The 14,302-nt window shown below is 71.2% G+C and carries 13 protein-coding genes and 1 pseudogene; 5 read left to right on the forward strand and 9 right to left on the reverse strand.

What is annotated here, in order from left to right; genetic code table 11:
- Positions 1-227: 227 nt before the first annotated feature.
- Positions 228-1,868 carry a serine/threonine protein kinase gene (locus tag AC5DRG_RS03285; protein WP_491807908.1) on the forward strand — a complete coding sequence of 547 codons (1,641 nt, stop codon included), beginning with the start codon at positions 228-230 and terminating at the stop codon, positions 1,866-1,868.
- On the opposite strand, the gene AC5DRG_RS03290 is transcribed toward AC5DRG_RS03285, so the two are convergent.
- On the reverse strand, positions 1,869-3,305 hold the full coding sequence (locus AC5DRG_RS03290) for a serine hydrolase domain-containing protein (protein WP_491807910.1): 1,437 nt from the start codon (positions 3,303-3,305) through the stop codon (positions 1,869-1,871). It lies immediately after the preceding gene.
- A gap of 148 nt (positions 3,306-3,453) precedes the next feature.
- On the opposite strand from AC5DRG_RS03290, the gene AC5DRG_RS03295 reads away from it, so the two are divergent.
- Both AC5DRG_RS03295 and AC5DRG_RS03300 read left to right on the forward strand, forming a co-directional pair.
- On the forward strand, positions 3,454-4,473 hold the full coding sequence (locus tag AC5DRG_RS03295; RefSeq protein WP_491807911.1) for a hypothetical protein: 1,020 nt from the start codon (positions 3,454-3,456) through the stop codon (positions 4,471-4,473).
- A 101-nt stretch (positions 4,474-4,574) separates the two neighbouring features.
- Positions 4,575-5,225 (forward strand): DUF2238 domain-containing protein, encoded by a 651-nt coding sequence (locus tag AC5DRG_RS03300; protein ID WP_491807912.1) that lies wholly within the window; start codon positions 4,575-4,577, stop codon positions 5,223-5,225.
- Here AC5DRG_RS03300 and AC5DRG_RS03305 read toward each other — a convergent pair.
- Entirely contained in the window at positions 5,215-5,712 is a 498-nt protein-coding gene (locus AC5DRG_RS03305) for a DUF6328 family protein (RefSeq protein ID WP_491807914.1), read from the reverse strand. The genes AC5DRG_RS03300 and AC5DRG_RS03305 overlap by 11 nt on opposite strands.
- A gap of 71 nt (positions 5,713-5,783) precedes the next feature.
- Entirely contained in the window at positions 5,784-6,767 is a 984-nt protein-coding gene (locus AC5DRG_RS03310) for an aldo/keto reductase (RefSeq protein ID WP_491807916.1), read from the reverse strand.
- Positions 6,768-6,904: 137 nt separating this feature from the next.
- On the opposite strand from AC5DRG_RS03310, the gene AC5DRG_RS03315 reads away from it, so the two are divergent.
- Positions 6,905-8,632, forward strand: coding sequence for a cholesterol oxidase substrate-binding domain-containing protein (locus AC5DRG_RS03315; RefSeq protein ID WP_491807917.1), 1,728 nt, complete (start codon positions 6,905-6,907; stop codon positions 8,630-8,632).
- Here AC5DRG_RS03315 and AC5DRG_RS03320 read toward each other — a convergent pair.
- The 5 genes and pseudogenes from AC5DRG_RS03320 to AC5DRG_RS03340 form a co-directional block, all read right to left on the reverse strand.
- Positions 8,622-9,215 (reverse strand): TetR/AcrR family transcriptional regulator, encoded by a 594-nt coding sequence (locus AC5DRG_RS03320; protein ID WP_491807918.1) that lies wholly within the window; start codon positions 9,213-9,215, stop codon positions 8,622-8,624. The genes AC5DRG_RS03315 and AC5DRG_RS03320 overlap by 11 nt on opposite strands.
- Positions 9,212-10,660 (reverse strand): MFS transporter, encoded by a 1,449-nt coding sequence (locus AC5DRG_RS03325; protein WP_491807919.1) that lies wholly within the window; start codon positions 10,658-10,660, stop codon positions 9,212-9,214. The genes AC5DRG_RS03320 and AC5DRG_RS03325 overlap by 4 nt, the downstream gene beginning before the upstream one ends.
- A gap of 137 nt (positions 10,661-10,797) precedes the next feature.
- A pseudogene (locus AC5DRG_RS03330) lies at positions 10,798-11,058 on the reverse strand (hypothetical protein); the annotation flags it as partial.
- A gap of 26 nt (positions 11,059-11,084) precedes the next feature.
- On the reverse strand, positions 11,085-11,813 hold the full coding sequence (locus AC5DRG_RS03335) for a ribonuclease H family protein (protein ID WP_491807920.1): 729 nt from the start codon (positions 11,811-11,813) through the stop codon (positions 11,085-11,087).
- Positions 11,814-11,850: 37 nt separating this feature from the next.
- Positions 11,851-12,648, reverse strand: coding sequence for a VOC family protein (locus AC5DRG_RS03340; RefSeq protein WP_491807921.1), 798 nt, complete (start codon positions 12,646-12,648; stop codon positions 11,851-11,853).
- Between the two features lie 190 nt (positions 12,649-12,838).
- Here AC5DRG_RS03340 and AC5DRG_RS03345 point away from each other — a divergent pair, with 190 nt between their 5' ends.
- Positions 12,839-13,849 carry a zinc-binding alcohol dehydrogenase family protein gene (locus AC5DRG_RS03345; protein ID WP_491812957.1) on the forward strand — a complete coding sequence of 337 codons (1,011 nt, stop codon included), beginning with the start codon at positions 12,839-12,841 and terminating at the stop codon, positions 13,847-13,849.
- Here the strand turns inward: AC5DRG_RS03345 and AC5DRG_RS03350 are convergent.
- Positions 13,794-14,228, reverse strand: a complete 435-nt coding sequence (locus AC5DRG_RS03350) for an STAS domain-containing protein (protein WP_491807922.1) — start codon at positions 14,226-14,228, stop codon at positions 13,794-13,796. The two genes, AC5DRG_RS03345 and AC5DRG_RS03350, sit on opposite strands and share 56 nt — an antisense overlap.
- Between the last annotated feature and the right edge of the window lie 74 nt (positions 14,229-14,302).

A 14,302-nucleotide genomic window follows, 5' to 3' on the forward strand; every position in this document is an offset into this window, starting at 1 on the left:
GGGGTCCGAACCTCCTCAGCATCCCGCGCGAAGGCGCGCCCGCCCATCGGTCATACGGGGGCACTTGAGGCGGGGGCCGGCCCTCGCGGGCGACTGATTTCATCGCACATGTGCTCGCAGTGGCGGAATGGAAGGAGAAAAGCGGCCCCGAGTTCTGGATCCCTTGAACAAACCCCGTCGCGCCCGCCGTACTTCTGTGAAAGGTGAGACAGCGGTTTCGACGAGGGATGGCCATGATCAAGGCGCACGTCTCCACACACGAGTTGGTCGCGGGGCGGTACCGGCTCCTTGAGGTCGCCCACCGCGAGACGAACCGCGTCTGCTGGTACGGCGAGGACATCGCGGCCGAACGCCCCTGCCTCCTCACCCGGATCGGCCTGCCACCCGAACCGGTCGAGGATCCCGGGCCCGGGGTCAGCGCCCGTGTCATCCGCACGTCGGAGAGCATGGCGCAGCTGCGGCCCGGCCGGGTCGCCACGGTCGTCGACGCCATCGAGGAGGCCGGAGTCCTGTGGACCGTGACCGACTGGATCGGCGGCACTCCCCTGGGCGAACTCCTCGCGCAGGGAGGCGCGTTCGGGCACGCGCGGGCGGCGCGGATCGCCCTTGAGGTGCTCGACGTGCTGGAGGCCGCGCACGGTGAGGGCATCACGCACGGCGAACTCAGCCCCGGCCAGGTGTTCGTGCGGGAGGAGGGACCGGTCGTGGTGACCGGGTTCGGACTGGCTGGCGCGACCCTCGTCCCCAGGGTCGCAGCACCGTCGTACGCCTCCCCCGAGCAGGCCCGCGACGAGCGCATCGGCCCGGCGGCCGACTTGTGGGCGCTGGGCGCGATCCTCTACACGATGGTCGAGGGGCGCCCGCCGTTCCGGGACCGGGGCCGGCCCGAGGCGACCTTGAAGGGCGTGGACCGGCTGCCGTTGCGGGGCTCGCTGCGGGCCGGTCCGCTCGCCCAGGTGATCCTGGGTCTGCTCCGCAAGGACTCCCGCGAGCGGATGACCCGCCCGGTGCTGCGTCATGCCCTCGTCCGTGTCCTCAGCGAGGACCCCGAGGCGACCCTGGAGAACCTGCCACGTCCGCGCGGTGGCAACGCTGTCAGCGGGCGGTGGAGCAGACGGACCATGGTCGCCGGGACCACCCTGGCCGTCGTCACCGTCACGGTCGCCGCCCTCGCCGCGACCGACCGGCTGCCCGGCATCGACGGCGGCACCTCCGCGAGCGCGACGGACCCCCGACCGTCCGCCTCCGCATCTTCCACCGATGCCACGAACGGCAACGGCAACCGCACTGACGGCAACGCCTCCGCCCCGTCCGCCACCCCGACACCGACTCCGACGCCCACCCCCACACCTACGCCGACCCCCACCACGTCCCCTTCACCCTCGACCCCCGCCACGGGTCTCCCGGCCGGCTTCCGCCGGTACAACGCACCGCAGGGCTTCTCCATCGCCCTGCCCAAGGGCTGGCAGCCGCTGAGCACCACGCGCATGGCCGACCTGGCCTACCGCGTCGTCCTCGGAGCCGAGGACGATCCGCGCACGCTCACGGTCACCTACAGCGAACGCATCGGTCCGGACCCCGTGGCCGTCTGGCGCGACGACGTGGAGCCGGGACTGAGGCAGGCCGGCTACTTCGAGCGGATCGGGGACATCCAGGCCAGGACGTACCAGGGGTACGAGGCCGCCGACATGGAGTGGCTCTCCGAGGTCGACGGCACCCGCGTGCGCACCCTCGGCCGCGGCTTCCTCATCGGCGGCACCACCGGCTACTCACTGCGCTGGACCACCCCGGCCGAGGACTGGAACGACGCCACCAACAAGCAGGCCCTGGCCACCTTCCTGCGGACCTTCCGGATCGCGTCGGACTGATCAGCGGGGTGCACGCAGGGAGCGGAGGGAAGGAGCGTGCAGTGGGGTGGTGAGCCAGCGCGCCGTGAACGTCCGGTCGGCGAGCGAGCAGGTCACGACGAGACGGTGCGGGGTCTCCAGGAAGGCCACGTCCACGACGAGCGTCCCGGCGTCGGCCCATCCGCCGCTCACCGCGGTGGGCAGCGGCTCGTCCCGCACGTTCCAGCCGTCCGCGCCGAGCCGCAGCTCCAGCCGGTGGCCGTCCTCGACGAGCGTCACGCTCCAGCCGTCCGTCCCCGCCGCGACGGCGACTGCGGTCGGAGCGGGCTGGGCCTCGCAGACCCCGCCGTACGGGGTGAACTCGGTGCCCGACCACTCCTCGGCCCGCTCCGGCGGTGCCGGCTTGCCCGGGGCCGGCGGCAGCGCGAGCCGCGCCAGCCGCTCGCGCAGGGCGGCATCCTCTTCATCACGACCGGACAGCGGCTCGGGCCCGAAGGCCGCCAGCAGATGTGTCCAGATCAGGTTCAGCAGTTTCTGCATCTGTTCGGTCGCCGCGGTGGTCGCGATGACCGCGTCGTGCTCGGGGAGCACGATGCAGAACTGGCCGAACGCGCCGTCCCCGCGATACCCGTGCCGGCCCATCCAGAACTTGAAGCCGTAGCCCTGCTCCCAGTCCGGCACCTCGCCCTCGGAGGTACCGAACGTGGTCGGGATGTGCACGCGCGTGGCCTCGGCCACCCACGCCTGGGGCAGCAGCCGCTTCCCCTCCCAGACGCCGTCCTGGAGATACAGCTGGCCGAGGCGGGCGATCGCGTCGGTGGTGGCGTGCAGTCCGCTGAAACCCAGCTCGCGGCCGGACCGGTCGCGCAGCCACGCGGCCTCGCCGATGCCGAGCGGGTCGAGGAGCCGGGGCCGCAGATACTCCATCAGCCCTTGTCCGGTCACCCGCTGCACGATCGCGGCGAGGGTGTAGGTGGCCGGCTGGTTGTAGGCGAAGACGGTCCCCGGGTCCCGCTCCGGCGGCAGCAGGAGGAAGCCCCGTACGAGTTCCTCCGCGTCGAGTGCGCGTGCCCGGTGGACCGTCTCCTCCTCGTGGCCGCTGGCCATGGAGGCGACGTGCCGGACGAGCATCGAGCGGCTGCGCGGATCGGTGATGTCGGCCTCGAACTCCGGGAAGTACGAGATCACCGGATCGTCGAGACTCAGCAGCCCCTCGGCGACGGCGAGGCCGGCCGCTGTCGCCGTGAAGCTCTTGCTGACCGAGTAGAGGAGATGGAGGCGTTCGGCGGTGTAGGGCGCCCACCAGCCGGAGGCCACGAGCCGGCCGTGCCGCAGGATCATCAGGCTGTGCGGCTCGATGTCCGGGGCTGCGTCGAGGGCGTCGAGGAAGGCGAGGACGCCGGAGGCGTCGACACCCTGGGCGGCGGGGCTACTGGAGGGCAGCGGGCGAGCACTCATACCGGCATCCTCCCCCGTCGGCCGGGCTTGATCCAGAGGTACGGGCCGCGCGGGAGTCCGAGGTCCGTCAAAGTCGCGCCAATGCCCGCATATAGGCTGCCGGTCTGTACTTTCGCAGCCCGACCAGCACAGCTCAGGAGAGTCACCCGTGACCCTAGCGATCGCGCCGTCCGAGACGTCCATCGCACCCCCGTCCGACCTCATCTCGCTGGACGCGCGCGAGTTCGGGGCCTACGCCCGTACCGGAGGCTGGGCCTTCGGCCTCAAGGTGGCGCGCAGCGTGCGGCCCGGCGGGCAGAGCGCGGACGAGACGCCGAAGGTGTCCGCGAAGGAGTTCGCCGAGCTGGCCGGCTGCTCCCCCGAGCGGGTCATGCGCTACTACAAGGCCTGGGACAAGGCCGCCGACGACGGTATGGTCCCGCACTTCGAGGCGCTGTCCCCGGGCGAGGAGGTCGAGCTGCCCGACGCGGACGTCTGGCTCACTTACTACGTCTCCCGTTCCAGCGCGACCTCGGAGCGCGGCACCGCCATCACAGAGGCCGCCGAGGCCGAGGGCATCCGGCCGACGAAGGCCCTGGAAGTCGCCGAGAACCCGACCGCGCTGCGCGCCGCGATCCTCGCCGACCCCTCCACCGCGCGGGCGGCACGCCAGGCGCTCCTCGACCGTGTCCTGGAAGACCCGGAACTGCAGGCCGAGTTGGCCCGCGACGTCGTGCGCACCGACGACCTGAAGAAGGCCGTGGCGACCGAGAGCCGGTCGGCCGACCGCATCGGATACGTGCGCCAGATCGCCGAGTCGGGCCAGATCAAGACCCCGGCCGGACAGACCGTCGACGCGCCCGTCGACCTGCGCCAGGAGGCCGAACGGCACCTCTCGCTCCTCGACGAGCTGGAGGACGGCGAGGACACCGGCGGGTGGGCCACCGAGGCCTACGACACCATGAAGACCCTCGTCGTCGAGGCGGTGGAGGCCGATCCCGAACTGCGCGTCCAGGAACGGCGGACGAAGTTCTACAGCAGCCTGCAGAAGGCGACGAAGGTCTTCGAGGAGCTGACCTTCGACGACGCCGAGGACTTCTACGAAGACGACATGGTCCAGCGTCTTGAGGAGCTCCAGCAGGCCATCGGCAGCTGCATCACGGCGCTGCGTTCGGCGCGGGAGGCCTAGGTCGTCGTACGGCCGGGCGGGAGGGCGAGCTGAGTAGCTCTACTCATGTCCACGCGCTCCCGCTCCGCCACTCTGGGGCTCCCACGACAAGGAGAGTCCCGATGCCCGCAGCCGTATCCGCAGCTGTTCCCACCGCCCCGCGGTACCACCTGCCCGTCCTGCTCGCCGGTCTCGTCGTCGCGGGGTTGGCCGTCTCGGCCTGGAATCCGCTCGACCGCACGACCTGGTTCCTGGAGACGGTCTGGGTGATCGTCGGGCTGCCGGTGATCGCGCTGACCTGGCGGCGCTTCCCGCTGACGAACCTGCTGTGCTGTCTGCTGGCGGTGCACGCGATGGTGCTCGCCGTGGGCGGCCACTACACGTACGCGCAGGTGCCGCTGGGCGACTGGGTCAGGGACACGTTCGGCCTCGCCCGCAATCCCTACGACCGGTTCGGGCACCTGATGCAGGGCTTCGTACCCGCCATCCTGGTACGGGAGTTGCTCATCCGCACCTCTCCCCTGCGCGGCAGCCGCTGGCTGGCCCCGCTGACGGTGTGCGCGTGTCTCGCGTTCAGCGCGGTCTTCGAGATGTTCGAGTGGGCGGCGGCCGTGATCGGCGGGCAGGCGGCCGATGCCTTCCTGGCCACTCAGGGCGATGTGTGGGACACGCAGTGGGACATGTTCTGCGCCCTGATCGGCGCCACGGTCTCGGTGCTGGCGCTGAGCCGGGTCCACGACCGGCAGCTCGACGCGCCGCGAGTCAGTCGGTAGTGTGCCGGCGCCGCGCCCACAGGGGCAGCGCGAACCAGCACAGCAGGTACCAGGCGACGACTGCGGTGACCAGCCAGGGCACGTAGTCGTCGTCGGTGGCCACCCGGAGGATCAACAGGAGCGCGGCGGTCATGGTGGCGAGCAGCAGGACCAGGCCGACGAAGGTCAGTCTGGAGGCCCACCGGACCGCCTCGGGTTTCACCCGGTGCCCGGCGAGCAGGCGGTGCAGGGCGACGGGTCCGATCAGGGCCCCGGTGGCGGCGGCGCCCAGGACGACCGTGACGACGTAGATGACCTGGTCCGTGTGGGCCAGGTCGTCGTACTTGGGCGTGAACACGACGGTGAGCAGGAAGCCGAAGAGGATCTGCACCCCGGTCTGGGCGACCCGGACCTCCTGGATGAGATCGACCCACCGGCGATCGGCCCGCTCCTCCTCGGTCTCGTCGCGTCCCCGCCGCCTGTCCACGTCGTCCGGTGTACCCGACACGATTCCTCCCGGTGAGAGCGGCCCGAGTCCTTCTCTCACCAGGAGTTCCCCGAAATGCGGGAGTGTCCCGCCTACCAGCGGTTTTCGACCTGGTCCTTGATCCGTCGGTCGTAGAGGTCACGGATCGCGGTGAGCGTCTCGGCGGACAGGTCCGGCAGCTCGGCGGCGGCCGCGTTGGCGCGGGCCTGCTCGGGTGAGCGGGCGCCGGGGATCACGGTGGTCACACCGGGCTGCTGGATGATCCAGCGCAGCGCCAGCTGGGCCGGGGTGAATCCCTCGGGGGCGAGGGCGGAGAACTCGGCCGCCGCCTCGACGCCGGTCGCGTAGTCGACGCCGGAGAAGGTCTCGCCCTGGTCGAAGGACTCGCCGTGGCGGTTGAAGGTGCGGTGGTCGTTGGCGGCGAAGACCGTGTCCTTCGTGTACTTGCCCGACAGGAGGCCGGAGGCCAGCGGGACGCGGGCGATGATGCCGACGCCCGCCTTCTCGGCCGCCGGGAGCACCTGTCGCAGGGGCTTCATGCGGAACGCGTTGAGGATGATCTGCACGCTCGCCACGTTCGGCCGGGCGATCGCGGTCAGCGCCTCCTCGCAGGTCTCGACGCTGACGCCGTAGCGGGCGATACGGCCCTCGTCGACCAGGGTGTCCAGGGCGTCGAACACCTCGTCGGAGGAGTAGACGGGGGTGGGCGGGCAGTGCAGCTGCACCAGGTCGATGGTGTCGACGCCGAGGTTGCGGCGCGAACGGTCGTTCCAGGCGCGGAAGTTGTCGAGTACGTAGTTCTCCGGGATCTGGTCGACGCGCCGGCCCATCTTGGTGGCGACCAGCGGGTGCAGGTCGGGCCTGCCGCGCAGGAACGCGGCGATGGTCCGCTCGCTGAGCCCGTCGCCGTACACGTCGGCCGTGTCGAAGAAGGTGACCCCCGACTCGGCGGCCGCCTCCAGCACCGCCAGGGCTTCCTTGTCGTCCACGTCGCCCCAGTCGGCGCCCAGCTGCCACGTACCGAGACCCACGACGGATGCCCGCTGCCCCGTCCTACCGATTACACGCTCGTCCATGCCGCCAGTCTGTCATCCGCCACCGACACCCGCGGAACGGGCTGCTCCGACACCGCTCCCTGTGAATGTTTCACTCACAAGAGTGAATAAGTTCGACACTTGGCTGAAGCGTGTCAACCCGCTCCTAATTTGGGCCAGTGACTGATCATTCTGCGAGCAACTTGCCTGCGCAAGACCCTTCTTGGACCCGCCGGGGCTTCCTCCTCACCGCTGCCGCCCTGGCCGCCGTGCCCGGCCTGGTGGTGCAGGACCCCGCTGCCGCCGCGGCCGAGCTGCCGGACTTCCCCGCGGATGTCGCCCTGTACCGCTCGGCGTACCGGAACTGGGTCGGCGAGATCACCGCGTCCGGGCTGTGGGCCTGTGCGCCGGACGGCCCGGACCAGGTGGTCGACGTCGTCAACTGGGCCTGGCGAAACGGCTGGACCGTGCGCCCCCGGGGTTCGTCGCACGGCTGGTCGCCGCTCACGATCACGGAGGGCACGGAGTCGGAATCGCCCGTCCTGCTCCTCGACACCGCCACGCACTTCACCGGCCTGGCCCTGGAGTCGTCGTCCGCCGTACGCGCCGGCACCGGCGTCACCCTGGAGGAGCTGCTCACCTTCCTGGAGGAGCACGATCTCGGCGTCACAGCCGCGCCCGCGCCCGGTGACCTGACCCTCGGCGGCGCCCTGGCCATCGACGCGCACGGCACCGCCATACCGGCCGCGGGCGAGGAGCGCCTGCCGGGTCAGACGTACGGCTCGCTCAGCAATCGGGTGCTGTCGCTGACGGCGGTCGTGTGGGACGAGGACAGCGGTGTGTACGGCTTGCGGACGTACGGCCGCGACGAGGCGGACTGCGCCGCGCTGCTGACGCACCTGGGGCGTTCGCTGGTCACGGAGGTCGTGCTGCGGGTGGGCGCGAACAGCAATCTCCGCTGCGTGAGCCGGGTCGACATCCCGGCCGCCGAGCTCTTCGCCGCCCCCGGCGAGGACGGCCGTACCTTCGGGAGCTTCCTGGAGGAGGCAGGGCGGGTCGAGGCGATCTGGTTCGCGTACACCGAGTTCCCGTGGCTGAAGGTGTGGAGCGTCGCGCCGACGAAACCGCTGACCTCACGGCACGTGACATCGCCGTACAACTACCCCTTCTCCGACAACGTCCCGACCCTGGTGTCGGACCTGGCCGGGCGGATCGTGGCGGACGCGGCCTGGTATCTGGCCCCGGTGCTGGGCAATGCGCAGTACGACGCGTCCGCGCTCGGGCTCGTGACGACACTGTCCGCCGATATCTGGGGGCCCTCCAAGAACACCCTGCTGTACATCAAGCCCACGACCCTGCGGCTCACCGCCAACGGCTACGCGGTGCTCACCACCCGGGATCAAGTCCAGCGCGTCGTCGCCGACTTCACCGCCTTCTACCGGGAGCGGCTGGCCGCGTATGCCGCCCTCGGCCGGTTCCCGGTCAACGGGACGGTGGAGATCAGGGTGACGGGCCTCGACGACCCGGCGCACGCCGAACTGGACGGCGCGCAGGCCCCGTTGCTGTCCGCGCTGCGGCCGAGCGACGAGCATCCCGAGTGGGATACGGCGGTGTGGCTGGACGTCCTGACCTTGCCGGGCACCGCGTACGCGGAGGCGTTTCTGCGGGAGTTGGAGCTGTTCCTCCTCGACGCGTACGACGGCGGGTTCGCCCTCACCCGCGTCGAGTGGTCCAAGGGCTGGGCCTACACGGACGACGCCGTCTGGAGCGACGAGGAGGTGCTGGACACGGCCGTGCCGGGCTCCTTCGGCGACGCGGTGTGGGGGCGGGCGACCGGGACACTGGACCGGCTCGATCCGCACGGCGTGTTCGAAAACGCCTTCCTGGAGCGGCTGTTCAGGGGGTGAGGGGCGTGAGGAGTCCCTGGACGGTGGGTGCGTAGCGGTCCACGACGGCCTCGATGGCGGTCGCGCGCACATGCGTGCCACGCGCTATGCCGTACATGACGCCCAGCCCCAGCAGAGTGCCCACGGCGAGCTCGGCGCGCAGGCCCGCGTCGGGGCCGGTGAGGCGGTCGGCGAGGCGTTCGGTCACCTGGGCGCGGAAGTTGGCGCGCAGGACATCGCCGTGCGAACCCTGCAGGGGCGCGAACGCGATCCGTACGAGGGGGTCGGCGCCCCGCTCGCTCTGGCTGACCAGCACATGGCGGACCATGTGGCGGCCGAGTTCGTCGAGCGGGGCGTCCAGCAGCTCGGTGGCGTCGGCCTCGAAGGACATGACGCGGGCGAAGAGGGCGTCCTTGTTGCCGAAGTACTTGAGGATCAACGGCGGGCTCACTCCGGCCCGTTCGGCGACCGCCTTGAGCGTGATGTCGGCGTGGGCGTGGCGGGCCAGGAGATGGCGGGCGGCCTTGAGGATGGCCGCCTTGGTCGCCTCGGCGTCCCGGCGGGCCGGCGCGGACGTGGTGGGTGGAGTACTCACGGCACTCATGCTCCCTCCAGTGCCTGGTCCGGCGCGCGCCTGAGGCGGCCCCGGGCGCGCCGCGCGTCGCCGGAAGCCGGGTCGCCGGGTATGGCCAGCGCCGCCGCGCACGCCGCCAGGGCGACGCAGCCCGCCATCGCGAACGCCAGCAGGTAGCCGTGCAGGGTGGGCACCGGGGAGCCGGCGACCGAGCTGGTGTGCCGCACCAGCACCGCGGCGATGGCGGCGCTGCACACGGCCTGTCCGACCGTGCGCATGAGGACGTTGACGCCGTTGGCGGACGCGGTCTGGGTGACCGGCACGGCACGCAGGATCAGCATGGGCAACGCCGAGTAGGCGAAGGTGGTCCCGACGCCCACGACCGCGGCACCCAGGATGATCATCCACAGGTCGCGGCTGTCCGCGATACGCACCACGTAGCCGAGCGCGATGACCGCCGTGCCGATGGCGAGCGTGATCCGCGGACCGTACGCCGCCGAGATCCGTGCCGAGACCGGCGAGAGCACCAGCATGACGAATCCGCCGGGCAGCAGGACCAGGCCGGTGGCGACGATCGACAGCTCCAGTCCGTACCCCGTGGCCTCGGGCGCCTGCACCAGTTGTGCCGTCACCAGGGAGTTGGCGTAGAAGGCGAACCCCGTGAGCAGGGCGGCGACATGGGAGAGGCCGACCCGGGGCCGGGACACCAACCGCAGGTCCACCAACGGCCGTTCGGTGCGCAGCTGCTGCCACCACCACAGGCCGAGTACGACGACGGAGCCGGCGAAGAGAGCGAGGATCCGCGGGCTGCCCCACCCCCACTGCCCGCCCTGGGACACCCCGAGGAGCAGGCAGACCAGCCCGACGGCCAGGCTCAGCGCGCCCAGCACGTCGAACCGGCCCGGCTCGCGTACGGGCGACTCCCGCACCGCCCACCAGGCGGCCGTCACGCCCACAGCGCCCAGGCCGGCCGTGGCCCAGAACATGACGTGCCAGTCGGCGTACTGGACGATGAGCGCCGCGAGCGGCAGACCCAGCGCGGCGCCGATACCGATCGTGGAGCTCATCAGCGCCACCGCGCTGCCGGTCCGCTCCGGCGGGAGTTCGTCGCGCAGGATGCTGATGGACAGCGGTACGACGGCTGAGGCGGCGCCCTGCAGGGCGCGGGCCACGATGAGCACCCGGATGTCGGAGGACAGGGCGCACATGACCGAGCCGACGGTCATCAGGGCGAGAGCCGCCACCATGACGCGCTTCTTGCCGTACATGTCGCCGGCGCGGCCCAGTACCGGGGTGAGGACGGCTCCCGACAGCAGGGTCGCGGTCACCATCCAGGAGACCGCGCCTGGCGAGGCGCCCGTCAGCCCTGGCAGGTCGGGCAGCAGGGGGACCACCACGGTCTGGTTGACCGCGTAGAGGATCGCGCCGTAGGCCAGTACCGGGACCGCCAGCCGGTCCCGCAGGCTCGTCTGCATCAGCACTCCAGCGCTCGGCGCGGCAAAAGAATGGGTGAATGGCAATTCACCATACAAGTGAATTGCCATTCACCCAACAGCCGACGGCCTCACCTGGCTATTTGCGGTCGGTCCCAGCCACCGCTTGAGCCTGGCTGCATGTAGCGGGGCAGGTTCTCGTACCACTGGGCGCTGTAGCGGGCCGCGCTTTGAATGGAGAGCAGGGCTGACCTGCGTTCCTGTCCGTAGGCGGGCGTTGCCGTCGGCGGAGGGGCGGCCGATCAGGGGGTGGCCGTCCAGTAGCCGTAGCCGTAGCACCAGATCCAGCCGTGCTCGGTCTCCACGAAGGCGAAGGTGAAGGCGTCGAAGACCTTGGGGGTGGCGAGCCAGATGTAGGTGTTGCGGCCGGCCGTGATCTCCTTCAGCGGGCGGAGTTAAAGCCTGGTCAGGCCTCGGCCGTGCGGCACTCCGGGTGGCCCCAGCCCTGCGCGTTCTTGGCGATGGCCTCGCCGGCCGCGTACCCCCGGCCGCACAGGCAGCGCCCGGGGAACTTCGCCTTGATGGTGCGGGAGGAGGAGCCGCCGGAGGACTTCGACCCGGCTCCGGCCCGGCGGTACGAAGCGCCGGACTTGGCCGCACCGGACTTCGACCCGCCGGACTTCGGTGTGTCGGGCGACGGCGGCGGCACCGGGGAGCCCAGGTCGCTGCCCGCGGGTTCCTGGACGATCGCGGCCTGGCTGGCGGCGCGGTCGGCGAAGTCGTTCAGGGGGTCGCCGTCGACCTGGTGGGCGGGGACGTAGCGGAACTCGACCGAGCGGCCGTCGAGGAGTTCGTCGATGCGGACGACGAGTTCCTGGTTGGCGACCGGCTTGCCGGCGGACGTCTTCCAGCCCTTGCGCTTCCAGCCGGGCAGCCAGGTAGTGACGGCCTTCATGGCGTACTGCGAGTCCATCCGGATCTCCAGCGGTACGTCCGGGTCGACCGCCGTCAACAGGCGTTCCAGTGCGGTGAGTTCGGCGACGTTGTTGGTGGCCTTGCCGAGCGGCCCCGCCTCCCAGCGGGTCGGTGTCTCGGCATCGTCGGCAACAACCCAGGCCCAGCCCGCCGGTCCGGGGTTTCCCTTGGAAGCCCCGTCGCACGCGGCCACAACTCGTTCACGCATGCGCTCGATCATGCCATGGACGGGCTGGGCTCCGGATCGCGGAGGCCGGTCAGGAGACTTCGGTGCTCTTGGGCATCTCGCCGGCGGTCGTCGTCATGTCGATCACCGAGAAGTTCGCGCCCTGCGGGTCGCTCAGTGCCGCGAACCGGCCGAACGGGCTGTCCATCGGGCCGAACCGCAGGGTGCCGCCCAGTTTGGTGGCCTTGGCGACGGCGTCGTCGCAGTTGTCGACCCCGAAGTAGAGGTTGATGTACGACGGGACCTCCGGCGGGAACTCCTCCGTCATCTTCATACGGCCCAGGACCGTCTCGTCGCCGAGGTTGAACATACGGAAGTCGATCGCGTCGTCCTCCATCTGCCGTGCCGTGTACGAGAAGACGGCGGGCAGGAACGCGTCGGTCTTCTCGGGTTCGCGGGTGAAGACCTCGGCCCAGGCGTAGGCGCCGGGCACGCCAGTCGCCTCGAAGCCCTCGTGGGTGCCGGCCTGCCAGACGCCGAAGACGGCGCCGCCGGGTTCGCGGGCCAGGCACATGGTGCCGAACTCGCCGACCTGCATCGGCTCCATCAGCACCTCGCCGCCGTTCTCACGGATCCGGGCGGCGGTGGCGGCGGCGTCCGCTGAGGCGAGGTACAGGCACCACTGCGACTGGCCTTCCTGGCCGGGCATCGGCGGGACGACGGCGGCGACCGCCTTACCATCGGCGTAGGCCTGGGTGTAGTTGCCGTACTCCGACGACGCCTCGCCGAAGGTCCAGCCGAGGACGTCGCCGTAGAAGCTCTTGGCTCCCTCGACGTCACTGAACATCGCATCGGCCCAACAGGGGGTTCCTTCAGGTTGTACGGCCATGGCGCGGCCCTTTCGCATTGGCTGATCGTTGATTCGTCGGGGGTGTCCGAGATTCGTTGGGGGGTGTCCGAATTCTCACGCTAGTCACCCAGGGGCCGACCCGCGCGCCGAATGGGTGAGTCCGCTCCAGACTGGAGAGGAGACGGGGCGGACTTCGGCGGGACGGGGTGCGGTCATGGCGGACGGGACGATGTGGGCATGGTCGGTGGCCGAGCCGCGACCGGTCGAGGAGGGGGGCCTCCGGTTCGTCGAGAGGCCCGTTCCGGTACCCGGCGAGGACGAGCTGCTGGTGCGGGTGCGCGCCTGCGGGGTGTGCCGTACCGACCTGCATGTCACCGAGGGGGACCTGCCGGTGCACCGGCCCGGGGTGACACCGGGGCACGAGGTCGTGGGCGTGGTCGCGGGGTTCGGGGCGGCGGTGACGGGATGGGCGCTCGGCGACCGGGTGGGCGTTGCCTGGCTGCGGCGCACCGACGGCACCTGCGCCCACTGTCAGCGCGGCGCCGAGAATCTGTGCCCGCACTCCGAGTACACCGGCTGGGACGCCGACGGCGGTTACGCCGAGTACACGACGGTCCCGGCCGCGTTCGCCTACCGGCTCCCCGACGGTCTCGACGACGTGGCGGTGGCTCCCCTGCTGTGCGCCGGGATCATCGGCTACCGCGCACTGCGGCGGGCGTCGCTGCCGCCGGGCGGGCGGCTCGGGCTGTACGGGTTCGGGGGCAGCGCCCATCTGTGTGCGCAGGTGGCACTGGCCGAGGGGGCCACCGTGCACGTCCTGACGCGGGGTGCGGCGGCGCGGCGGCTGGCCCTGGAGCTGGGGGCCGCCTCGGCGCGCGACGCGTACGAGCCGCCGCCCGAACCGCTGGACGCCGCGATCCTGTTCGCGCCGGTCGGCGACCTGGTCCCGGTCGCGCTGCGCGCCCTCGACCGCGGCGGAATCCTGTCGATCGCCGGCATCCACCTCAGCGACATCCCGCCCCTGCACTACGAGAGCGAGCTGTTCTACGAGAAGGAGGTGCGCAGCGTCACCTCCAACACCCGCGAGGACGGCCGCGCGTTCCTGGCGCTGGCCGCCCGGCACGGCGTACGCGCCACCACGCACACCTATCCGCTGTCGCGGGCGGCCCAGGCGCTGAGCGACCTCAAGGCCGGCCGGTTCGACGGGGCCGCGGTACTGGTGAACGACGTGTCCGGGTGAGCTCGGACATCGCTTCAGGCAGGGTGGTGACGGGGCTCAGCAGGTCCAGCGTGCCGTGCGCGCGCAGCAGCCGCCGGGTGTGCGGGGCGCACAGCAGGGCGAATCCGTGGTCCGTTTCCAGGGCGCGGCGGCGCAGGCGCAGGACGAGATTCAGTCCGGTGGAGTCGATGAAGGAGACGCGGCTCAGATCGACGACGTAGGCCGGTGCACGCATCGCGACGACCGCGTCCAGCCACAGGCGCAGACGGGTCGCGGTCGCGAGGTCGATGTCGCCGCGCAGCCCCACGACCAGCAGCTCGTCCCCCGAACGCAGGAGGGTGTGGCCGTCGGGAGGTGGGCAGGATGCCGTGGTGATGGGCTCCAGGGTGTTCTCGTGCACGCCGTTCCGTCCCCCGTTTTCGTACCTGCCGCGCCCGCCGGGCACTCGTTCCGGCGCGGGCCCGTGCGGCGGCT

The sequence above is a fragment of the Streptomyces sp. JLBG701 genome (genome assembly GCF_058544905.1).

Coding starts and splice junctions, on each gene's coding strand:
- AC5DRG_RS03285 (WP_491807908.1), top strand. CDS start 228: ATGGCCATGATCAAGGCGCACGTCTCCACACACGAGTTGGTCGCGGGG.
- AC5DRG_RS03290 (WP_491807910.1), bottom strand. CDS start 3,305: ATGAGTGCTCGCCCGCTGCCCTCCAGTAGCCCCGCCGCCCAGGGTGTC.
- AC5DRG_RS03300 (WP_491807912.1), top strand. CDS start 4,575: ATGCCCGCAGCCGTATCCGCAGCTGTTCCCACCGCCCCGCGGTACCAC.
- AC5DRG_RS03310 (WP_491807916.1), bottom strand. CDS start 6,767: ATGGACGAGCGTGTAATCGGTAGGACGGGGCAGCGGGCATCCGTCGTG.
- AC5DRG_RS03320 (WP_491807918.1), bottom strand. CDS start 9,215: ATGAGTGCCGTGAGTACTCCACCCACCACGTCCGCGCCGGCCCGCCGG.
- AC5DRG_RS03325 (WP_491807919.1), bottom strand. CDS start 10,660: ATGCAGACGAGCCTGCGGGACCGGCTGGCGGTCCCGGTACTGGCCTAC.
- AC5DRG_RS03335 (WP_491807920.1), bottom strand. CDS start 11,813: ATGATCGAGCGCATGCGTGAACGAGTTGTGGCCGCGTGCGACGGGGCT.
- AC5DRG_RS03340 (WP_491807921.1), bottom strand. CDS start 12,648: ATGGCCGTACAACCTGAAGGAACCCCCTGTTGGGCCGATGCGATGTTC.
- AC5DRG_RS03345 (WP_491812957.1), top strand. CDS start 12,839: ATGTGGGCATGGTCGGTGGCCGAGCCGCGACCGGTCGAGGAGGGGGGC.